The sequence below is a fragment of the Flavobacterium flavipallidum genome (assembly GCF_038289905.1).
Classification (GTDB): Bacteria; Bacteroidota; Bacteroidia; order Flavobacteriales; family Flavobacteriaceae; genus Flavobacterium; species Flavobacterium flavipallidum.
Window position 1 is genome coordinate 45,802 of record NZ_JBBYHU010000005.1, and the last position, 21,435, is coordinate 67,236.

Here is a 21,435-nt window from a genome sequence, read left to right on the forward strand (position 1 = left end):
ATTAATTATGCTGTTTACGATCAATTTGAAAAATTGTGGAAGAAGTTTTAGAAAATTTAATTCAATTAGCAACTGAATTGCATCAAAGGAAAATAAAATGAATAGAAATAAAGAAAATAAAGATGAAAAATCAGTAATCCGTTCTTCTACCGCGGAGTACTTAACCTTTATTGCAGCTACGGGAGAAGGAGGCGTTGAAGCCATTTATGCGGATGAAAATATTTGGTTGACACAAAAGATGATGGGAGCACTTTACAACGTTAATGTAAGAACCGTTAACGAACATCTACAAAAGATATTTAAAGACAATGAATTACAAGACGAAGCAGTTATCCGGAAATTCCGGATAACTGCTTCAGATGGTAAAAATTATGATACGCAGCACTACAATCTTTCTGCAATTATTGCTGTTGGCTACAAAGTAAATTCTGAGAGAGCAGTACAATTTAGAAAATGGGCGACACAAATCGTACAGGAATTTACCATCAAGGGGTTTGCAATGGATGATGAGCGATTGAAAAATGACGGTACTATTTTAGGTAAAAAATATTTTGAAGAACAACTTCAACGGATTAGAGAAATTCGCCTAAGCGAACGTAAATTTTATCAAAAAATCACAGATATTTATAGTACAGCCATAGATTATGATATTTCAGCCAGTGCAACACAACGATTTTTTGCTACTGTTCAAAACAAACTCCATTGGGCAATACACGGACAAACAGCTGCTGAAGTTGTTGTGAATAGAGCCAATCACCAAAAAGAAAATATGGGTTTAACCAGTTGGAAAGATGCTCCTGGTGGAAAAATCCAAAAATTTGACGTCAGTGTAGCTAAAAATTATTTGACTGAAAACGAAATACAACAATTACAACGTTTGGTTTCAGCCTATTTAGATATAGCTGAAGATATGGCTATCCGTCAAATTCCGATGACTATGGAAGATTGGGAAAGTCGCTTGAATAAATTTATTGAAGCTACCGATAGAGAAATTTTACAAAACGCAGGAAAAGTAACTGCTGAAATAGCCAAAGCACACGCAGAAAGTGAGTTCGAAAAATACAGAATTATTCAGGATCGATTATTTGAAAGTGATTTTGATAAAATTATCAAAAGTCAACTTACTCCTAAAAAAGATTAAAATACGTCAAATTTAATATACATATTAACCCGTTGGGTGAAATTAGTTTTTTATGGTGATTTTTCGTCAGTTCGAGTGATTTTCCGTAGAAAATCGTATCGAGAACAAGAAAAATTTCATTAAAAACGGTTCTCGATACATTTTTTGTTTCGTTTCACTACACAAAAAACACTCGAACTGACGTTTTTAATAATTTCACCCAACGGGTTACATATTATACGGTTTAATACTTTTAAATGAAACCCAAAATCATAGCCCTCGAAGAAAAAAAACTAGTAGGTTGTAAGCAAAACATGAATTATGCGGCTTATAATCCGGTGCCGTTGTGGCAAAGTTTTATGCCAATAAAAAAGGAAATTACAAATACCATTGGTTCTGATTTGTTTTCGGTACAACAATTTCCAATAGATTTTTGGACTCATTTTAATCCTGAAACGGCGTTTGAAAAATGGGCGGCTGTTGAAGTAAGTGCTTTTGAAAATATTCCGTCAAATATGCATACGCTGGTAATTCCGGGTGGCTGGTATGCGGTTTTTGATTACAAAGGCGATGGTAGTAATGCTCCCGCTTTTTTTGAAGCCATTTTTAGTGATTGGATTCCCAATTCGGCTTATGTGGTGGATTATCGACCTCATTTTGAAATTTTGGGTTCCAAATACAAAAAAGGAGATCCTAATTCGGAAGAAGAAGTTTGGATTCCTGTTCGATTAAAATAATTATTTATGAATACACTAAGCTATTTTGATTTTCCTGCTATTTTATGGCAACTTTTTGTTATTGTTGTCTTAATCGGTTTTTTATTGCTAATCTATAAATTTGTCAAAAAATAAAGATTAGTTCATGACTGAAAAACAACGCTTAAAAGAATTGGCTCAACTTTTTCTAAAATTAGGAATCATTGGTTTTGGTGGGCCTGCAGCTCATATTGCTATGATGCAAAATGAAGTGGTCTTTAAACGAAAATGGCTTGACGAACAGCATTTTCTTGATTTGTTAGGAGCAACTCATTTAATTCCGGGGCCAAACAGTACCGAATTAGCTATTCACATTGGTCATGAAAGAGCAGGAGTAAAGGGTTTAGTCGTGGCAGGACTTTGTTTTATTTTGCCTGCCGTTTTTATCACCGGATTTTTTGCTTGGCTCTATAAAGAATACGGCCAATTTCCCGAAATTCAGCCTTTTTTGTACGGAATCAAACCTGCAATTATTGCGATAATCTTAGGCGCTATTTTTCCTTTGGCAAAAAAATCATTCAAAACCATTTCGCTTGGAATAATTGGTGTAATTGTGTTAGTACTATCACTTTTACATTTTAACGAAATTGCCTTACTTTTTGGAGCAGGATTTTTGTCGTTATTTTGGTTTTCGATACAAAATAACAAATCGGTTCAAAGGAATTGGATTCCTATTGGTATTTTGTCTGTTCCTAAGACAATTTTGATGACTAGTAATTGGAATTTATTTTTGATTTTTTTGAAAATAGGTTCGATTCTCTACGGAAGTGGTTATGTTTTGTTTGCTTTTTTGGATGCCGAATTGGTTTCAAAAGGACTTCTTAGCAGAACCGAATTAATTGATGCTATTGCAGTGGGACAGTTTACTCCAGGACCCGTTTTTTCATCGGTAACTTTTGTAGGTTATCAAATCAATGGTTTTAGCGGCGCAGCGGTTTCTACATTGGCTATTTTTTTGCCTTCCTTTGTTATTGTTGCTTTATTGAATCCTTTGGTTAAAAAGCTGCGCAATTCGAAATCTTTTTCGGTCTTTTTAGATGCAGTTAATGTAGCTTCGGTAGCTATCATTATATCCATTTGTATACAGATGGGAGCGGAAACCATTACTGATTGGCGCACCATTGTAATTGCCATTGTTGGGATTATTATCGCTTTTAGTTTCAGAAAAATAAATTCGGCATTTATTGTTGTTGGTGGCGCTTTTTTAGGATACGTATTGACTTTGGTTTAAAAAAAGAAGCCACTAAGTAAAACTTAATGACTTCTATGAACAAATAACTAATTAATAACTAATTAATAATAAATATTATTGCCAGCCACCACCAAGGGCTCTGTATAATTGAATGATGGCTTTATATTGTTGGAATCTATTGTCAACTAAATTCAGTTTAGCATTCAATGCATCGTTCTTAGAAGTTAAAACTTCCAGATAATTAGCTAAACCATAAGTCAACAATTCATCTGAAAAACTCGCTGCCGTTGTTAATGCTTCGGCTTGTTTTTCGCGAATGATTATTTTTCTGGATTCATTATTGTATAATGCTAATGCATCTGATACTTCTTTACCAGCTTTTAAAAGCGATTGTTCAAATTGTAAATAGGCTTTTTCCTGATTCGCTTTTGCAATTTCATATTTAGTTTTCAACTGTCTCTGATTGAAGATTGGTTGAGTTAAACCTGTTACAATATTGGCAAAAATAGAATTGGCACTAAATAATTCTTTAATGTCAATACTTTGTAAACCTCCGGTAGCAGTTACTTTTAAACTTGGATAAAAACTGCTTTTGGCTACATTTGTCAATTCAAAATTTGAAATCAAATTGTATTCGGCAGCAATTACATCCGGACGATTTCGAAGCAATTGTGAAGGTACTCCTAAAGTTATGGCAGGTTGTAATTTTTGAGCATTAAAATTACTGCGTTCTATTTTTGCCGAAGGTTCTCCTAAAAGTGTACTTAAAGTGTTTTCAAGAATGATCACCGAATTTTTTAAATCGGCAATAATAATTTCTGTGGCATATTTTTGAGCTTCTGTTTGTTTAACTCCCACTTCAGTTACATTTCCTGATTTTTTAAGTTGAATAATTGTTTCAACGCTTTTATTTCTGTTAATTAAAGTTTCCTCGGCTACTTTAATTTGTTCATCAACTGCCAGCAATTGATAATAAGTAGATGCAATATTAGCAATCAGTTCTGTTTTAATAGCTTGATTGGCAGCTGTAGTTTGTAAAAAAGCAGCGTTAGCAGAACGTTTATTACTTCTGATTTTACCCCAAATATCTGCTTCCCAGGAAAGTGTTCCTGTAAATTGATATTGGTTAATTGTTGTGTTTCTAACAATTGAACCCATTTGAGAATTTTTCGATAACTCCTGATGTGTCCAGTCAGTTCCTACTGAAACATTTGGTAAATAACCTGCTTTTCCTTGTTTCATAGTCGCTTCGGCTGCAACAAGGTTTTGCATGGCAATGCGGATATCTAAATTATTTTGTAAGCCTTTACGAATATATCCCTGCAAAATAGGATCAGTGAAAATTTTGTCCCAGCTTACATTGGCCAACGAATTTGTATCAGAAACTACGGTTTCACTGCGATACAAATTATCTGTTTTTACTTCGGGTCTTTTGTAATCTTTAGCTACAAAGCAGGATTGTACAGCAATTGCGGTAAAGCTTACTAAGGCAATTTTATATATATTATTTTTCATTTTCTTATTCTAAAGATTTAACATCCGATTCGTCAATAGGAGCAGGAAGTGGTTTTGTAGAAATTTTTTCCTGTAAATTTTGGAAAACAATAAACAAAACCGGAATTACAAAAACTCCTAAAATCGTTCCTATTAACATACCACCAATAGCTCCTGTTCCAATAGCTTTGTTACCTACAGCACCGGCTCCCTGAGCAAGCATCAATGGTAATAAACCTAAAATAAAGGCAAAAGAGGTCATTAAAATAGGTCGTAAACGGGCAACCGCACCTTCAATTGCGGCTTGTTGAACACTAAAACCTTTTCGTCGTGCATCTGCAGAGAATTCTACGATCAAAATGGCATTTTTAGCCAATAAACCAATTAACATGATTAGGGTAATTTGCAAATAAATGTTGTTTGTAACTCCAAATAAATAAGCAAAAATATACGACCCAGCTAATCCAATTGGTAATGATAATAATACCGCAAATGGAAGAATATAACTTTCATACTGTGCTGACAATAAGAAATAAACAAATACCAGACATAAAATGAAAATGAACAATGTTTGTCCACCAGCACTAATTTCTTCACGAGTCATACCCGAAAATTCATAACCATAACCCAAAGGTAACTTTTCACTGGCTACTTCTTCTACAGCTTTAATAGCATCTCCAGAACTAAAGCCTTTATTTGGTGCTCCAGTGATTTTAACTGAAGTAAATAAGTTAAAACGTTCGATAGCCTGAGGACCAAAAACTTTTTCCAGTTTTACAAATTGTGAAATAGGTGCCATTTGTCCGTTATTGTTTCGAACCAAAACTTTATTGAATGATTCAGGATCATTTCTAAACTGTGGTTCTGACTGGTAAACTACACGAAATTGTTTCCCAAATTTATTAAAGTTGGACGCATAAACACCTCCATAATAACCTTGTAATGTTCCTAGAATGTCTGTAACTGTTAATCCTGATTTTTTAATTGCAGGTACATTTAAATCAATACGGTATTGTGGATAATTAGCCGAAAAAGACGTGGTAGCATACTGAATTTCTGGACGTTTTGTTAGCTCGGCTAAAAATTCATCTTTTACTTTACTAAATTCTTGAATACTACTTCCTTTTTGGTCTTGCAATTGCATTTCGAAACCGTTTGAAAAACCAAAACCAACTAGGGTAGGACGGGCAAAAAACAATACTCTGGCGTCTTTTACTACTGCAGCACGTTTAAATAATTCTTGTACAACAGCTGTAACTTCCTGATTCGCATTTTTACGTTCGGCCCAAGGTTTTAATTTTACGATAACCATTCCGTAGTTACTTCCGGTACCACTAATTAAACTTCGACCAGAAATACGTAATATTTCTTTAATTTCCGGAATATCTTTAATTTGATTTTCAATTTTCAACAATACCTCTTCGGTTCTTTTTAAAGAAGTTCCCGGCGCCAATGAAACATCCGACATGATAGAACCTGTATCTTCATTAGGAACAAAGGCTTTAGGGGTAATTGTTGTCAATAAAATATAAAGTCCGGTAAAAAGTGCAATTCCGGCAAAAGCCATCCATTTTCTTTTTACAAAAAATTGTACAGAGCGTTTGTATTTAGCCGTAGTAACATCAAATCCTGAGTTGAAAGCAGCATAAAAACGTTCTAAGAAACCTTTTGGTTTGTTACTTCCGTGCTCTTTTAAGAAAATGGCACAAAGAGCAGGGGATAAGGTAAGTGCATTAATTGCTGATAGAACAATTGAAACCGCTAATGTTAAACCAAATTGTTTATAGAAAACACCCGAAGAACCACTAATAAACGATACCGGAATAAATACCGCCGACATTACCAGGGTAATCGAAATAATAGCACTACTAATTTCACCCATGGCGCTATGTGCAGCTTTTTTAGGATCGTGTTCACCGGCTTCCATCTTGGCGTGTACGGCTTCCACAACAACGATCGCATCATCCACAACAATACCAACGGCTAAAACCAAAGCAAATAAAGTCAATAAGTTGATGGTAAAACCAAATAAACTTAAGAAAAAGAACGTTCCAATAATAGCTACCGGTACTGAAATAGCCGGAATAAGTGTAGATCTCCAGTCTTGTAAAAAGATAAAAACTACGATAAATACTAAAATAAATGCTTCAATTAAAGTATGAATTACTTTAGAAATAGATTCGTCAAGGAAATCATTGGCATTAATTAAAGTGGTGTATTTTACCCCTTTCGGGAAATTTACAGATGATTTTTCTAATACCTGTAAGGAGTTTTCAATTACTTCCTGTGCATTAGAACCTGCGGTTTGGGCAATTGCTATCGCTACTGATTGATTACCATTAGTAAGTGTATTACTGGCATAATTTACAGCTCCCAATTCAATTTTAGCGACATCGCCTAATTTCAATACTTCACCATTAGGAGTGGAGCGCACAACAATTTCTTCAAATTCTTTTGTGCTTTGCAAACGTCCTCTGTATTTTAAAATATATTGAAAAGACTGGTCACTGCTTTCTCCCAATTGTCCTGGTGCAGCTTCAATATTTTGTTCTGCCAATAAAGAAGTAACATCTGAAGGAACTAAGCCATAAGCCCCCATTACGTCCGGTTTTAACCAAATACGCATCGAGTAGTCTTTTTGACCAAAAATCATCGCTTCACCTACACCAGCAACCCTCTTAATTTTTGGCAGAATGTTGATGTTGGCATAGTTTTGAAGAAAAGTCATATCATAATTTGGATTTTCACTGTATAAAGAGAAAATCAAGATATTATCACTTTGTCTTTTAGAAGTAGTAACTCCGGCTCTAGTAACCTCCTGAGGTAAAAGTGGTGTAGCACGTGAAACACGGTTTTGAACGTTTACTGCCGCTAAATCAGGATTAGTACCTAATTTAAAGTAAATGTTTATGGTTGCCGAACCATCATTATTAGAGGTAGAAGTCATATAAGTCATGTCTTCCACACCATTAATTTGTTCTTCTAACGGAATAACTACTGAGTTCATCACCACTTCAGCACTTGCACCTTGGTAATTTGCAGAAACAGTTACTGTAGGTGGCGCGATTTCCGGATATTGTGAAATGGGAAGAGAAATCAATCCCAATAAACCCAATATGACGATGATAATGGAAATCACCGTTGACAATACGGGTCTGTCAATGAATTTTGAAAACATATATCTTTATTTATTCGATTGTTAGTTAACTTTCTCTTTTTCAGTATTGATGATAGTTGTGTAGTCAACTAATTGCGGTTTGATTTCTGTTCCTTCAGCCACAATTCCTACACCTTCAATAAGAATTTTGTCATTTATATTTAATCCTTTATCAACAACAAAAAATTGTCCTCCTGGTACAGCTCGAACCTCTATAGGTATGGCTTTAACTTTATTTTCTTTATCAACTGTTAGAACTACACGTTTGTCTTGCATTTCTATTGTTGCGTTTTGAGGAATCAAAATAACATCTGTTAATTTAGTTGGAATTTGAATTGTACCACTTCCGCCAGAACGTAATAATTTGTTTCCGTTAGCAAAACTTGCTCTAACATTAAAAGATCCAGTTTGAGTATTGGCCTGACCACTTACTGTTTCTATTTTCCCCTTTTGAGAATAAGTTTCTCCATTGCTCAATATTAAGTTCACCATTGGCAAACGATTAATTTTTTCTTGGAAAGTTTTTCCTTCAGCAGTCATTGTAAAATCCAATTGCTGTTTTTCATTTACAGAAAAATAAGCATAAATGGTACTTACATCTGAAATTCGGGTAAGTGGTTCTGTAGTTTGACTACTCACATAACTTCCTAATCGTAAAGGTAAAGTCCCAACAATTCCATTCACAGGACTTTTAATAGTAGCATAATTAATGCGGGCAATAATACTTTGATAAGTACTTTTGGCACTTGCTAAATTGGCTTTGGCTGTTTCTAATTGCACATCACTAATGATATTTCTCTCTACAAGTGGTTTCAAACGATTCACTTCAACCTGTGCAGCAGCTACTTTTGCTTTAGCAGCACTCGCTTCTTGATCAGCTGTTTGTGTTTCTAATTTAAAAAGTAATTGTCCTTTTTTTACTTCCTGACCTTCCTGCACGTAAATTTTTTCAATATAACCATCTACTTTGGCACGAATATCTATATCAGTAACACCTTCTAATGTAGCAGGATATTCCGCAATTAGCGAAGTATTTGATTTAGACACATTAACTACTTTGTAAGGCATTACAGTAGGAGCTGCTTGCTCTTCTTTTTTTCCGCAAGCTACTAAGAGTATTAAACTCATAACGGTTAATGAAAGTTTTTTCATTGAGAAGGATTTATTTATTATTGTTATTTTTTAGTTCGATTTGTTTAAAATTATCAATTGTTTTTATAAACAATTTTTTTGCTTCAATTATGTGTGTCCTGTAAGCTTTCACGTTTTCTAAATTGCATTTTTCTTCAGAACAAGAAGCGGTTGCTTCTCTGTAATCAATAAGTCGGTCGATAATAATCATTTCTGAATCAATCAGTTTTAGAAAATTTGCAAGACGTTGACTCAAATTTGCAGGTTTGAAATATTTTTTACGATCACCGGCTTTTGTAAAAAAGGTGATCTTTTCTATGTTCAAAAGTAAATTCAAATTTGTCGAGATGGAACTCTTACTCGCTCCTAATTTTTCTACCAGAGCGTCAAATGTCAAGCCTGTTTTACAGCCGTCAGTTATTAGTGTTCCTAAAATTCTTGCAGCAAGAGGTGGAATATTATAGAGTTTTTCAAAATAGTTGCCGTACAACTCTATGATTTCTTCTCTTTCTTGTTTAATATCCATGTTTTTTTGTGCAAAGGTATGGTTAGTTCGGTAATTACCGAACTAACCGAACTTAAATTTGTGTTAATTTTATAAGAACAAATCTTTTTTTTAAATCTTAACAAAAAACTATAATAGTGAAGCCTTCATGTTGACTTAAAAAATAAAATTGAATTTCATTATATTTGCCGTCAAAACCAACTTATAGTGACGCAAATCAATAAACTTAAAATATTTAATGATCCTATCTATGGATTTATAAGTATCCCAAATGCTTTAATTTACGATTTAATTCAACATCCTTATTTTCAAAGATTAAGACGTATATCTCAAATGGGATTGTCCTATTTAGTTTATCCAGGTGCTAATCATACTCGTTTTCATCATGCCTTAGGTTGCATGCATTTAATGCAAAAAGCGGTAGATGTTTTACGTTTTAAAGCTGTTGAAATTTCAGAAGAAGAAGAAAATGCTTTATACATAGCTATTTTATTGCATGATATTGGACATGGACCTTTTTCACATGCAATGGAAAAAAGTATTGTTGAAGACGTTCATCATGAAGAGATTTCTTTATTGTTTATGCGCCAACTGAATGTGGAATTCAAAGGCAAATTAAGTCTGGCAATTAAAATTTTTGAGGGAGATTATCATCGAAAATTCATGTTGCAATTGATTTCCAGTCAGCTAGATATGGATCGAATGGATTATTTAAAACGCGATAGTTTTTATTCAGGTGTTGCTGAAGGAAATGTCAATTCAGAACGTTTAATCCAGATGATGAATGTTGAAGATGATGTTTTAGTCATTGAAGAGAAAGGGATTTATTCTGTCGAAAAATTTCTAATGTCGCGCCGTCTAATGTATTGGCAGGCCTATTTGCATAAAACAAGTCTGGTAGCAGAACTGGTGTTGACCAAAATTTTAAAAAGAGCCAAAGAGTTAACGATTAAAGGAGCAATCTTACCTTGTAGTGAACCCTTACAGTTTTTTATGCAAAATAAAATTGATTTAAATTCATTTGACACTGCTACTTTGGATTTGTTTTCACAATTAGATGATTTTGATATCATTAGCGCATTAAAAGCTTGGCAAAGACAGGACGATTTTATTTTGTCTTCTTTGAGCAAAATGATAATCAATCGTGATTTGCTAAAAATTCATTTAACAAGTGATAAAGTAGCCATTGATGATTTAACACCGTTAAAAGAACGTTTGGCATTAGAATACAATATTAGTATAGCAGATACTAATTATTTTATTTTTAAGGGAAAAATTAAAAATCAAGCTTATAATAAAGAAGCGGAGCCCATACGAATTTTGAAAAAAGATCGAACCGTGGAGGATGTAATTGAATCATCAGACCAGTTGAATTTGAAATCTTTATCAAAATCGGTGACCAAGTATTACATTTGTTTTCCAAAACAACTAGTTTAAAACCCTATTTGAAATCTATTTTTTTATATTTTTGTCGCAATGAAATTTACAGCAGAACAAATAGCGGGCGTTTTAGAAGGAGAAGTCGTAGGTAATCCTTTGGCTGAAGTACACGAACTTTCTAAAATAGAAGAGGGAAAAGTTGGTTCTTTGACTTTTTTATCTAATCCAAAATACAATAATTACATTTATACCACCGAAGCTACAATTACAATTGTAAACAAAAGCTTCATTCCTGAAACCGATTTAAAAACAACACTAATTAAGGTTGATGATGCTTATATGGCATTTTCAAAATTATTAGAGTTTTACGATCAATATAAAAAATCAAGCAAGCAAGGCATTGAACCACATACGGTATTAGCAGATGATGTTAAATACGGTGAAAACTTATATTTAGGAAGTTTTAGTTATGTAGGTAGTAATGTAGTTATTGGTGATAATGTAAAAATTTATCCCAATTGTTTTATTGGAGATAATGTTGTCATTCGTGATAATGTGACTATTTTTGCCGGCGCAAAAATATATTCGGAATCAGTAATTGGAAATAATTGTATTATCCATGCGGGAACTGTTATAGGTTCGGATGGTTTTGGATTTGCACCTAATCCTGATGGCAGTTATAAAAAAATACCTCAAATAGGAAATGTTGTCATTGAAGATGATGTAGAAATAGGAGCTTGTTCTACTATTGACAGAGCTACATTAGGTTCTACAAGAATTAGAAAAGGAGTAAAATTAGACAATCAAATTCAGGTTGCACATAATGTAGAAATTGGTGAAAATACCGTAATTGCTGCACAAACAGGAATTGCAGGTTCAACTAAAATAGGTAAGAATGCAATGATTGGTGGCCAAGTAGGTATTTCCGGACATTTAACAATAGGAAATAATGTTAGAGTTCAGGCACAATCAGGAATTGCAAGGAATATAAAAGATGATGAAGTTTTGCAAGGAAGCCCAACTTTTGGTTATTCTGACTTTAGCAAATCGTATGTTCATTTTAAAAATTTACCTAAAATAATTGCAGAAATAGACGAATTAAAGAAACAAATATTAAACCAAAAAAATGGAAACAATGGTTAAACAGAAGACCATCAAAACAGAAATCTCATTAACAGGGGTTGGGTTACATACCGGAAAAGAAGTTACAATGACTTTTAAACCTGCTCCAGTAAATAATGGTTTTACTTTTGTCAGAGTAGATCTTGAAGGACATCCTGTTATCGAAGCAGATGCTAATTATGTAGTGAATACTCAACGCGGAACTAATTTAGAAAAATTAGGAGTGAAAATTCAAACACCTGAGCACGTTTTAGCTGCTTTGGTAGGTTGTGATTTAGACAATGTAATCATTGAATTGAATGCTTCTGAATTGCCTATTATGGATGGTTCTTCTAAATATTTTGTTGAAGCATTAGAAAAAGCCGGTGTTGATGATCAAAATGCGGAACGCAAAGTTTATGTGGTAAAAGAAGTAATTTCTTTTACTGATGAAGCTAGTGGAAGTGAAATTCTGGTTATGCCTAGCGACCATTATACTGTAACTACAATGGTTGATTTTGGTACTAAAATTTTAGGTACACAAAATGCAACTTTAAAAAATATCAGTGATTTCAAAACTGAAATTGCTTCTTCAAGAACTTTTAGTTTTTTACATGAATTAGAATCTCTTTTGGATAATGGTTTAATTAAAGGAGGGGATTTGAATAATGCTATTGTTTATGTTGATAAAGAAATTTCTGCATCTACAATGGAAAATTTAAAAGTGGCTTTTGGTAAAGAAACAATCACTGTTAAGCCAAATGGAATTTTAGACAACTTAACATTGCATTATCCAAACGAAGCAGCTAGACACAAATTACTTGATGTAATTGGTGATTTAGCTTTAATTGGAACAAAAATCCAAGGAAAAATTATAGCTAATAAACCGGGTCATTTTGTAAACACTCAATTTGCAAAGAAAATGGCTAAGATGATTAAAATCGAGCAACGTAATTACGTTCCTGTTTATGATTTGAATCAGGAGCCTTTAATGGATATTCATAAAATCATGGCTATGTTGCCACACAGACCTCCATTTTTGTTGATTGACAGAATCATCGAAATGTCAGATAGTCATGTGGTAGGTATGAAAAATGTAACGATGAATGAGAATTTCTTCGTTGGACATTTCCCTGATGCACCAGTTATGCCAGGAGTTTTAATCGTTGAGGCAATGGCTCAAACAGGTGGAATTTTAGTGTTAAGTACTGTTCCAGATCCAGAGAATTATTTGACTTATTTCATGAAAATTGATAATGTTAAATTCAAACACAAGGTGTTACCTGGAGATACATTGATTTTCAAATGTGATTTGATTACACCTATCAGAAGAGGTATTTGTCATATGCAAGCTAATGCTTACGCTAATGGAAAATTAGTAGCTGAGGCTGAATTAATGGCACAAATTGCAAAAAAACAACAATAAAACAGTTACCCTCACTGTTACTTTAAATAGTAATTAATATAATTAATTATAAAAAACGAAAATAGATGAATCAACCATTAGCATATGTTCATCCTGGCGCAAAAATCGCCAAAAATGTGGTAATTGAGCCTTTTACAACCATTCACAACAATGTGGTAATTGGTGATGGTACTTGGATAGGTTCTAATGTAACTATCATGGAAGGAGCTAGAATTGGGAAAAACTGTAATATTTTCCCGGGTGCAGTTATTTCGGCGGTTCCTCAAGATTTAAAATTTGGTGGTGAAGATTCATTGGCAATCATTGGAGATAATTGTACTATTAGAGAATGTGTAACCATTAATAGAGGTACAGTAGCTTCAGGACAAACAGTTTTAGGGAATAATTGTCTTGTGATGGCTTATGCACACATTGCTCACGATTGTGTTATTGGGAATAATGCTATTATAGTAAACGGTGTGGCACTTGCCGGGCATGTGGTTGTAGGTAATCATGCGGTAATTGGAGGTTTAGCAGCTATTCATCAATTTATTCATATTGGTGATCACGCTATGATTTCAGGAGGATCTTTAGTTCGTAAAGATGTGCCTCCTTATACTAAAGCAGCCAAAGAACCATTGTCATATGTAGGGATTAATTCGGTTGGTTTAAGAAGAAGAGGATTTTCTACTGAAAAAATTAGAGAAATTCAGGATATCTACAGAATTCTTTACCAAAAAAATTATAATACAACTCAGGCTTTAGGAATTATCGAAGCCGAAATGGAGGCGACTCCTGAAAGAGATGAGATTATTGATTTCATCAGAAATTCATCCCGTGGTATTATGAAAGGTTATAGCGGAAGCTATTAATCATTTTAGAGTTTAGATTTCTAAACAGAATGTGTTCAATATAACAGAGTAATAAAAATTAAAATAAATATAGATGACTGATTTTTTCTAAAATCAGAAATCTTAAATCAAAAATTAAAATAATGGCATCTACATCAGATATTAGAAACGGACTTTGTATAAAATTCAATCACGATATTTATAAAATTATCGAATTTTTACACGTTAAACCAGGTAAAGGACCTGCTTTTGTGAGAACAAAATTAAAAAGTTTAACTACTGGTAAAGTATTAGATAATACTTTTTCGGCAGGACATAAAATTGAAGATGTTCGCGTTGAAACACATACTTTTCAGTATTTATATGCCGAAGGAGATCAATTTCATTTCATGAACAATGAAACTTTTGAGCAAATTACTTTGAATAAAAACATTCTTGATGCACCGGATTTATTGAAAGAAGGAACTAATGTAATGGTTCAAATTAATACTGAAACTGATTTACCTTTATCTGTAGATATGCCTGCTTCAATCATTCTTGAAGTAACTTATGCAGAACCTGGAATTAAAGGAAATACTGCTACTAACGCTACTAAACCAGCTACAGTTGAAACTGGTGCTACAGTAAACGTTCCGTTGTTTATCAACGAAGGTGATAAAATCAAAATTGATACCGCTTCAGGTTCTTATATGGAGCGTGTAAAAGAGTAATTTAATTGAAAAATTTAAAGATTGGAAAATTAAATAATTTTGAGCTTTATGTTTACAATATATTTTTTCAATCTTTAAATTCTTCAATCTTCAAATTAGTTTATGAAATTTACAAAAGCATATTCTTTAAAAGAAATTGCAGATTTACTAAAATGTGAATTTGTAGGAGACGAGAGTTTTGAAGTTTTAGGCATGAATGAAATTCATGTGGTAGAAAAAGGAGATATTGTTTTTGTGGATCATCCTAAATACTATGATAAAGCTTTAAATTCTGCTGCAACGATAGTATTGATTAATAAAAAAGTGGATTGCCCGGATGGGAAAGCTTTGTTGATTTCTGATGATCCATTTAGAGATTTCAATAAATTAACGAATTATTTCAAACCATTTCAGTATTCTACTGTTGCTATTTCGTCAACCGCTGTTATTGGAGAAGGAACAATTATTCAACCTAATTCCTTTGTAGGTAACGGAGTTGTAATTGGTAAAAACTGCTTAATTCATTCTAATGTTGCTATATATGATAACACGATCATAGGAGATAATGTAATCATTCATGCAGGTACAGTTTTGGGAGCCGATGCTTTTTATTATAAAAAACGTCCTGAAGGTTTTGATCAATTGCTTTCTGGAGGTAGAGTAGTTATACAAAACAATGTTGGTATTGGTGCACTTTGTACTATTGATAAAGGTGTTACCGGAGACACAACCATTGGAGAAGGAACTAAAATCGATAATCAGGTTCATGTAGGTCATGATACAGTTATTGGTAAAAAATGTTTAATTGCTTCTCAAACCGGAATTGCAGGCTGTGTTATTATTGAAGATGAAGTAACACTTTGGGGACAAGTAGGAACAACAAGCGGAATTACCATTGGTGAAAAAGCTGTTGTACTAGGGCAAACTGGTGTAACTAAATCGGTTACAGGAGGGAAAACATATTTTGGAACTCCAATTCAGGAATCCAGAGAATCCTTAAAGCAAATGGCTAATATCAAAAAGATACCTGAAATAATGGATAAATTAAATAACAAAGAAGCTTTGCATTAATTATTTGTTTTTTTCAATTAGCTTTATTTGTGTTATAGCTAACAAATGATTTCAATATATGACTTTTTTTTTGATAAGAAAACTGCACAAATAATTTCGAAAACCTTACTTTTGCATCATAAAATTTAAAAATCACATAAAATATATATCATGAGTGTTTTAGTTAACAAAGATTCTAAAATAATTGTTCAAGGATTTACAGGAAGCGAAGGTACTTTCCATGCTTCTCAAATGATTGAATACGGTACAAACGTTGTAGGTGGTGTAACTCCAGGAAAAGGAGGGACTTTACATTTAGAGCGTCCTGTTTTTAACACTGTGAAAGATGCAGTTGAGCAAGCAGGTGCTGATACTTCTATCATTTTCGTACCACCAGCTTTTGCAGCTGATGCTATTATGGAAGCTGCTGATGCAGGAATTAAAGTAATCATTGCTATTACTGAAGGTATTCCTGTTGCTGATATGATTCTTGCTAATAACTACGTTAAACAAAGAAACGCTAGATTAATTGGACCTAACTGTCCAGGTGTTATTACTCCAGGTGAGGCAAAAGTTGGTATCATGCCAGGTTTCGTTTTCAAAAAAGGTAATGTAGGTATCGTTTCTAAATCAGGAACTTTAACTTATGAAGCTGCTGACCAAGTTGTAAAACAAGGTTTAGGTATCACAACTGCTATCGGAATTGGTGGAGATCCAATCATTGGAACAACTACTAAAGAAGCTGTTGAATTATTAATGAATGATCCTGAGACTGAATGTATCATCATGATTGGTGAAATTGGAGGTCAATTAGAAGCTGATGCTGCTAAATGGATTAAAGCTGATGGTAACCGCAAACCAGTTGTAGGTTTTATCGCTGGAGAAACTGCTCCTGCTGGTAGAACAATGGGACATGCTGGTGCTATCGTTGGTGGTTCTGATGATACAGCTGCTGCTAAAAAACGTATCATGAGAGAAAATGGAATTCACGTTGTTGATTCTCCAGCTGAAATTGGTAAAAAAGTAAAAGAAGTTTTAGGTTAATTCTAAAATTCAATTTTATAATAATTAAGCCTCACATTTGTGGGGCTTTTTTAGTTTAAACAGAATTAATGAAATACATTTGCAGCCAATTAAAAATTAGCTTGCACAAAATATAAAATAAATACTATGTATAAAGAATTAGAAGGATTTAAAGTTACCAATCAGTTTTCATTAACAATCGAAGATAGCCTTGAAGAAGTCTGTAATGCCTCTGAAGGATCAGGTGTATTTTTAGTTTATGATGTTACGGAAGAAAAAGAGTTAATCATGGTAGGTTCAACAGGAACTGTTCAAAATGATGGTACTTTAAAAACTAAAAATGGCGGATTGTATGATAAAATTGTAAATGGTCATCAATTTGCTAAAACAGGTAGAAAATATTCCTGGCCTGCACAAATGAAAAAAGAAGCTATTACTCGTTTAGAAGTGGTTTGGTATGAAACTTACAACAGCGATTCAAAATTGATTCCAACTTTTGTAGAAGCACAGGTTTTACAAAATTTCTTAAATGAAAATGATAAATTACCTAGATGGAATGTAGCTTTCTAGTTTATTTTCAATAAAAAAGATCCTATTTTTAAAAAGCCTTACCAGAGTAAGGCTTTTTTTATAGCATTAATTTTATTAAACAGCTAAATGCTTTATATTTGTACCTCAAAATTTAAAATAAATTTATATCATAATATGAAATTACTTGAAGGAAAAGTAGCTATTATCACAGGAGCAAGCCGCGGAATTGGTAGAGGTATTGCTGAAGTTTTTGCAAAAAACGGAGCTGATGTAGCTTTTACTTACAGTTCTTCTGCTGAATCTGCTCTAGCATTAGAAAATGAATTAAACGCTTTAGGTGTAAAAGCTAAAGGATACAAATCAAACGCTGCTGATTTTGATGAAGCTCAAACTTTAGTAGACGCTGTTTTAGCAGATTTTGGAACTGTTGATGTATTAATTAACAACGCCGGAATTACTAAAGATAACTTATTAATGCGTATGTCAGAAGCTGATTTTGATCAGGTTATCGATGTAAACCTAAAGTCAGTTTTCAATATGACAAAAGCCATTCAAAAAACGTTCTTGAAAAAACGTGCTGGTTCTATTATCAATATTAGTTCGGTAGTAGGAGTTTCAGGAAATGCTGGTCAAACAAACTATGCTGCTTCTAAAGCTGGTGCTATTGGATTTTCAAAATCGGTTGCTTTAGAATTAGGTTCACGTAACATTCGTTGTAATGTTATCGCTCCTGGATTTATTGAAACTGAAATGACTGCTAAATTAAGCGAAGAAGTAGTTAAAGGATGGAGAGATGGTATTCCGTTGAAACGTGGAGGATCTCCAGAAGATGTAGCTAATGCTTGTCTTTTCTTAGCTTCTGATATGAGTGCTTATGTAACAGGTCAGGTGTTAAATGTTTGCGGTGGAATGCTAACCTAAAAAAGTTTTCAGTATTCAGTTTTCAGTAATCAGCTGAACACTGAACATTGATCACTGAATACTTCAAAATATGACAACAAACACCATACTACTCATTATTTGTTCCTTAATAATAGCAGCTGGGTTGTCTTATTTTCAATATTATTTTAAAGCCAAAAGTAGTTCTAAAATGAATTTACTTTTGGCTTTTTTACGTTTTATAGGGATTTTTGGCTTGTTATTATTGCTGATAAATCCAATAATTACAAGTATTAATACGGTAATTGAAAAACCAATTTTAGCCATTATAAGTGATAATTCTAGTTCGATTTCATATTTAAAAGCAGATAAAGATGCCAGTGAATTAGTCTCTACATTCAAATCTAATAATGAACTTAAGGAAAAATTCAATATTCAATCGTATCAATTTGATGCTGATTTGGTTGCTTTCCAAAAATTAGATTTTAAAGGAAAACAAAGTAATATTGATATTGTAGCCAAAAATTTAAAATCAATTAATAGAAATAAATCTTTTCCAACCATTTTAATTTCAGATGGAAATCAGACTTCTGGAAACGATTATGTTTATAGTTTTGATACTGCCAATAAAGTTTTTCCAATAGTTTTGGGTGATACTACGCAGGTTTTAGATTTAAAAGTCAACCAACTAAATGTCAATAAATATGCTTTTTTAAAAAATCAATTTCCTGTTGAAGTATTTTTACAATATTCCGGAAACAAACCAATTACTGCTGATTTTCAAATTTCGCAAGGAAATTCAATTTTGAATAAACAAAAAATTAGTTTTTCTCCAACCAAAAATACAGCTGTAGTCAATGTTCTTTTAAGTGCAGCTAAGATAGGGACACAATTATTTAAGGCTAGTTTATTTTCAAATGAAAAAGAAAAAAACAGCTATAATAATCATAAGAATTTTGCTGTTGAAATTATTGATCAAAAAACAAATGTGGCGATAATTTCGGCAATAAATCATCCGGATATTGCAGCTTTAAAACGTGCAATTGAATCTAATTCACAAAGAAAAGTAACCATTGTTAAACCGAAACAAATCAATCAGTTAAATGATTACAATGTTTTGGTTTTATATCAACCTACTGCTGAATTTAAATCGGTTTTTGAAAACAATAAAATAGCAGGATTAAATACTTTTATTATCACCGGAACGCATACCGACTTTAATTTTTTAGATCAATTCCAACAAGATTTTGATTTTAAAATAACTTCTCAAAAGGAAGATTATTTAGCTGAATTTAATTCCTTATTCAACCTTTTTGCAATAGATAATATTGGTTTTGAAAATTTTCCGCCTTTGCAAAATCCTTATGGAAGTATCAAAATAAATTCTAAATCAAATATTTTACTTTGGTCTAAAATTAGAGCTATCGAAACAAAGGCTCCATTATTGGCTTTTACGGAAAATAATGGTAAACGGGGCGCTTTTCTGTTTGGAGAAAACAGTTGGAAATGGCGTTTGGAGAGTCATATCAAAGAAAATTCGTTTGAGAAGTATGATGTTTTTATTGATAAAATCATTCAGTTTTTAGCTTCTAATAATTCCAAAAAATCATTAGTTGTCAATCATGAAAGTTTCTACAATTCTGGAGATGCAATCGAGATTACTGCGCAGTATTTTAATAAAAATTATGAGTTTGACGAAAAAGCACATTTGAATATTAGTGTTGTAAATTCTAAAACGAAACAAAGAAAAACGTATGATTTACTAAAAGGCAATAATGCTTACAAAGTCAATTTAGACGGACTAATTCCTGGAAGTTATCAATTTACAGTAACCGAATTAAATTCTAAATCGTCTTATTCAGGCCGTTTTGAAATTTTGGATTTTGATATCGAAAAACAATTTGTCAATCCTGATGTTGACCGATTAAAACAATTAGCTTCCTTAACGAACGGAAAATTGTATTATCCAAATCAAGCAGAAAAACTAATTCAATCACTTTTAGCTGATGAAAATTATAAATCTATCGAAAAAAATAACGTGAGTCGTTCACCATTAATCGATTGGAAATGGTTGTTGTTATTGATTTGTGTCATTTTTTCAGCTGAATGGTTTATTCGAAAATACAATGGTTTATTGTAAAACGTATTAGAAAAAAAGCTCTTGAAAAATACAGCTAAAATATTTTCTGAAAAAGGAATTTTAAATTTAGAGAAGCACACTAAAACACAGCAATTTATATTCCTGTGTCTATTAGTTGTTTGTTTAACGGGTTATATAAGGCCACCTATTGCTTTACTATTAGGATTACTTGTTGCTAATATTTCCGGTCATCCATGGTTGCATTTGAATCATATAATTATTCGCTTTTTACTTCAAGTTTCCGTTGTAGGTCTTGGGTTTGGAATGAATGTTAACAATGCTTTATCATCGGGAAAAGAAAGTTTTTTACTCACTGTAGCTACATTATTTAGTACTATTTTCTTAGGTAGATTTATTGGAAAATGGCTTAAAACAGATTTGAAAACATCTCATTTAATTTCCTGTGGAACAGCTATTTGCGGAGGAAGTGCCATTGCGGCGATTACTCCGGTTATCAAATCGGATGAAAAACAAACATCGGTTGCACTGGGAGTGATTTTTATTTTGAATTCAGTTGCTTTGTTTTTATTTCCGGCTATTGGTCATTGGTTAGAATTATCACAGGAAAATTTCGGAATGTGGTGTGCTTTATCTATTCATGATACCAGTTCGGTAGTAGGGGCGGCCAATAAATACGGCGCTGAAGCTTTAGCAATTGCTACTACTGTAAAATTAGCTCGTGCTTTATGGATTATTCCAGTTGTTATTCTCACGAGTGTTTTATTTAAAAACAAAACAGGCAAAATTAAAATTCCTTATTTTATTGGTTTTTTCATATTGGCGATGATTTTGAATACTTATGTAGGTTCAGTTTCCATAGTTTCTCCTTGGATTGTTTCGGTTTCAAAAATTGGTTTGACAGTAACTTTGTTTTTTATTGGTTCAGGATTGAGTAGTTCTGTTTTATTGTCAGTAGGAATCAAACCATTAATTCAAGGCTTACTTTTATGGGCTTTCATAGCTAGTTTGTCGCTATTGGCGATCTTGTACTTGAATTAAACTAATAGTTTATAAAATAAAAAAGGGTGAAAT

The 21,435-nt window shown here is 32.9% G+C and carries 18 protein-coding genes; 14 read left to right on the forward strand and 4 right to left on the reverse strand.

All coding sequences use genetic code 11. The features are described 5' to 3' along the window. Positions 1-97 precede the first annotated feature (97 nt). The 3 genes from AAEO59_RS04090 (at position 98) to chrA (ending at position 3,106) form a co-directional block, all read left to right on the forward strand. A complete protein-coding gene (locus AAEO59_RS04090) occupies positions 98-1,141 on the forward strand; it encodes a virulence RhuM family protein (RefSeq protein ID WP_341699468.1) in 1,044 nt (347 codons plus the stop codon). Positions 1,142-1,377: 236 nt separating this feature from the next. Further along, positions 1,378-1,857, forward strand: a complete 480-nt coding sequence (locus tag AAEO59_RS04095; protein WP_341699469.1) for a GyrI-like domain-containing protein — start codon at positions 1,378-1,380, stop codon at positions 1,855-1,857. A gap of 124 nt (positions 1,858-1,981) precedes the next feature. Continuing rightward, positions 1,982-3,106, forward strand: coding sequence for a chromate efflux transporter (gene chrA, locus AAEO59_RS04100; protein WP_341699470.1), 1,125 nt, complete (start codon positions 1,982-1,984; stop codon positions 3,104-3,106). A gap of 75 nt (positions 3,107-3,181) precedes the next feature. Here the strand turns inward: chrA and AAEO59_RS04105 are convergent, their stop codons facing one another. The 4 genes from AAEO59_RS04105 to AAEO59_RS04120 are packed head-to-tail and all read right to left on the reverse strand — an operon-like array spanning position 3,182 to position 9,375. After that, complete coding sequence (locus AAEO59_RS04105; protein ID WP_341699471.1) at positions 3,182-4,582, reverse strand: efflux transporter outer membrane subunit; 1,401 nt, start codon at positions 4,580-4,582, stop codon at positions 3,182-3,184. A 4-nt stretch (positions 4,583-4,586) separates the two neighbouring features. After that, on the reverse strand, positions 4,587-7,739 hold the full coding sequence (locus AAEO59_RS04110) for an efflux RND transporter permease subunit (RefSeq protein WP_341699472.1): 3,153 nt from the start codon (positions 7,737-7,739) through the stop codon (positions 4,587-4,589). 21 nt (positions 7,740-7,760) lie between these two features. Beyond that, complete coding sequence (locus tag AAEO59_RS04115) at positions 7,761-8,870, reverse strand: efflux RND transporter periplasmic adaptor subunit (RefSeq protein ID WP_341699473.1); 1,110 nt, start codon at positions 8,868-8,870, stop codon at positions 7,761-7,763. 10 nt (positions 8,871-8,880) lie between these two features. Then, positions 8,881-9,375 (reverse strand): GbsR/MarR family transcriptional regulator, encoded by a 495-nt coding sequence (locus AAEO59_RS04120; protein ID WP_341699474.1) that lies wholly within the window; start codon positions 9,373-9,375, stop codon positions 8,881-8,883. 186 nt (positions 9,376-9,561) lie between these two features. On the opposite strand from AAEO59_RS04120, the gene AAEO59_RS04125 reads away from it, so the two are divergent. The 11 genes from AAEO59_RS04125 to AAEO59_RS04175 all read left to right on the forward strand — a co-directional run bounded on the left by AAEO59_RS04125 (position 9,562) and on the right by AAEO59_RS04175 (position 21,402). Further along, a complete protein-coding gene (locus tag AAEO59_RS04125) occupies positions 9,562-10,791 on the forward strand; it encodes an HD domain-containing protein (RefSeq protein WP_341699475.1) in 1,230 nt (409 codons plus the stop codon). Positions 10,792-10,830: 39 nt separating this feature from the next. Beyond that, a complete protein-coding gene (lpxD, locus tag AAEO59_RS04130) occupies positions 10,831-11,877 on the forward strand; it encodes a UDP-3-O-(3-hydroxymyristoyl)glucosamine N-acyltransferase (protein ID WP_341699476.1) in 1,047 nt (348 codons plus the stop codon). Continuing rightward, positions 11,870-13,261 carry a bifunctional UDP-3-O-[3-hydroxymyristoyl] N-acetylglucosamine deacetylase/3-hydroxyacyl-ACP dehydratase gene (locus tag AAEO59_RS04135; RefSeq protein ID WP_341699477.1) on the forward strand — a complete coding sequence of 464 codons (1,392 nt, stop codon included), beginning with the start codon at positions 11,870-11,872 and terminating at the stop codon, positions 13,259-13,261. Before lpxD ends, AAEO59_RS04135 begins: the two co-directional genes overlap by 8 nt. Before the next feature lie 65 nt (positions 13,262-13,326). Further along, a complete protein-coding gene (gene lpxA, locus AAEO59_RS04140; RefSeq protein ID WP_341699478.1) occupies positions 13,327-14,112 on the forward strand; it encodes an acyl-ACP--UDP-N-acetylglucosamine O-acyltransferase in 786 nt (261 codons plus the stop codon). Positions 14,113-14,234: 122 nt separating this feature from the next. Then, on the forward strand, positions 14,235-14,801 hold the full coding sequence (gene efp / locus AAEO59_RS04145; protein ID WP_341699479.1) for an elongation factor P: 567 nt from the start codon (positions 14,235-14,237) through the stop codon (positions 14,799-14,801). 102 nt (positions 14,802-14,903) lie between these two features. Further along, entirely contained in the window at positions 14,904-15,851 is a 948-nt protein-coding gene (locus tag AAEO59_RS04150; RefSeq protein WP_341699480.1) for a UDP-3-O-(3-hydroxymyristoyl)glucosamine N-acyltransferase, read from the forward strand. Between the two features lie 150 nt (positions 15,852-16,001). After that, positions 16,002-16,874 (forward strand): succinate--CoA ligase subunit alpha, encoded by an 873-nt coding sequence (gene sucD, locus AAEO59_RS04155; protein ID WP_341699481.1) that lies wholly within the window; start codon positions 16,002-16,004, stop codon positions 16,872-16,874. Between the two features lie 126 nt (positions 16,875-17,000). Beyond that, the gene (locus AAEO59_RS04160; RefSeq protein ID WP_341699482.1) at positions 17,001-17,423 is read left to right on the forward strand and encodes a hypothetical protein; all 423 of its coding nucleotides are present in this window, start codon (positions 17,001-17,003) and stop codon (positions 17,421-17,423) included. 135 nt (positions 17,424-17,558) lie between these two features. After that, on the forward strand, positions 17,559-18,305 hold the full coding sequence (fabG, locus tag AAEO59_RS04165) for a 3-oxoacyl-[acyl-carrier-protein] reductase (RefSeq protein WP_341699483.1): 747 nt from the start codon (positions 17,559-17,561) through the stop codon (positions 18,303-18,305). Between the two features lie 70 nt (positions 18,306-18,375). Beyond that, positions 18,376-20,403 (forward strand): hypothetical protein, encoded by a 2,028-nt coding sequence (locus AAEO59_RS04170; protein WP_341699484.1) that lies wholly within the window; start codon positions 18,376-18,378, stop codon positions 20,401-20,403. Between the two features lie 57 nt (positions 20,404-20,460). Next, positions 20,461-21,402 carry a YeiH family protein gene (locus AAEO59_RS04175; RefSeq protein ID WP_407934917.1) on the forward strand — a complete coding sequence of 314 codons (942 nt, stop codon included), beginning with the start codon at positions 20,461-20,463 and terminating at the stop codon, positions 21,400-21,402. Positions 21,403-21,435 lie beyond the last annotated feature (33 nt).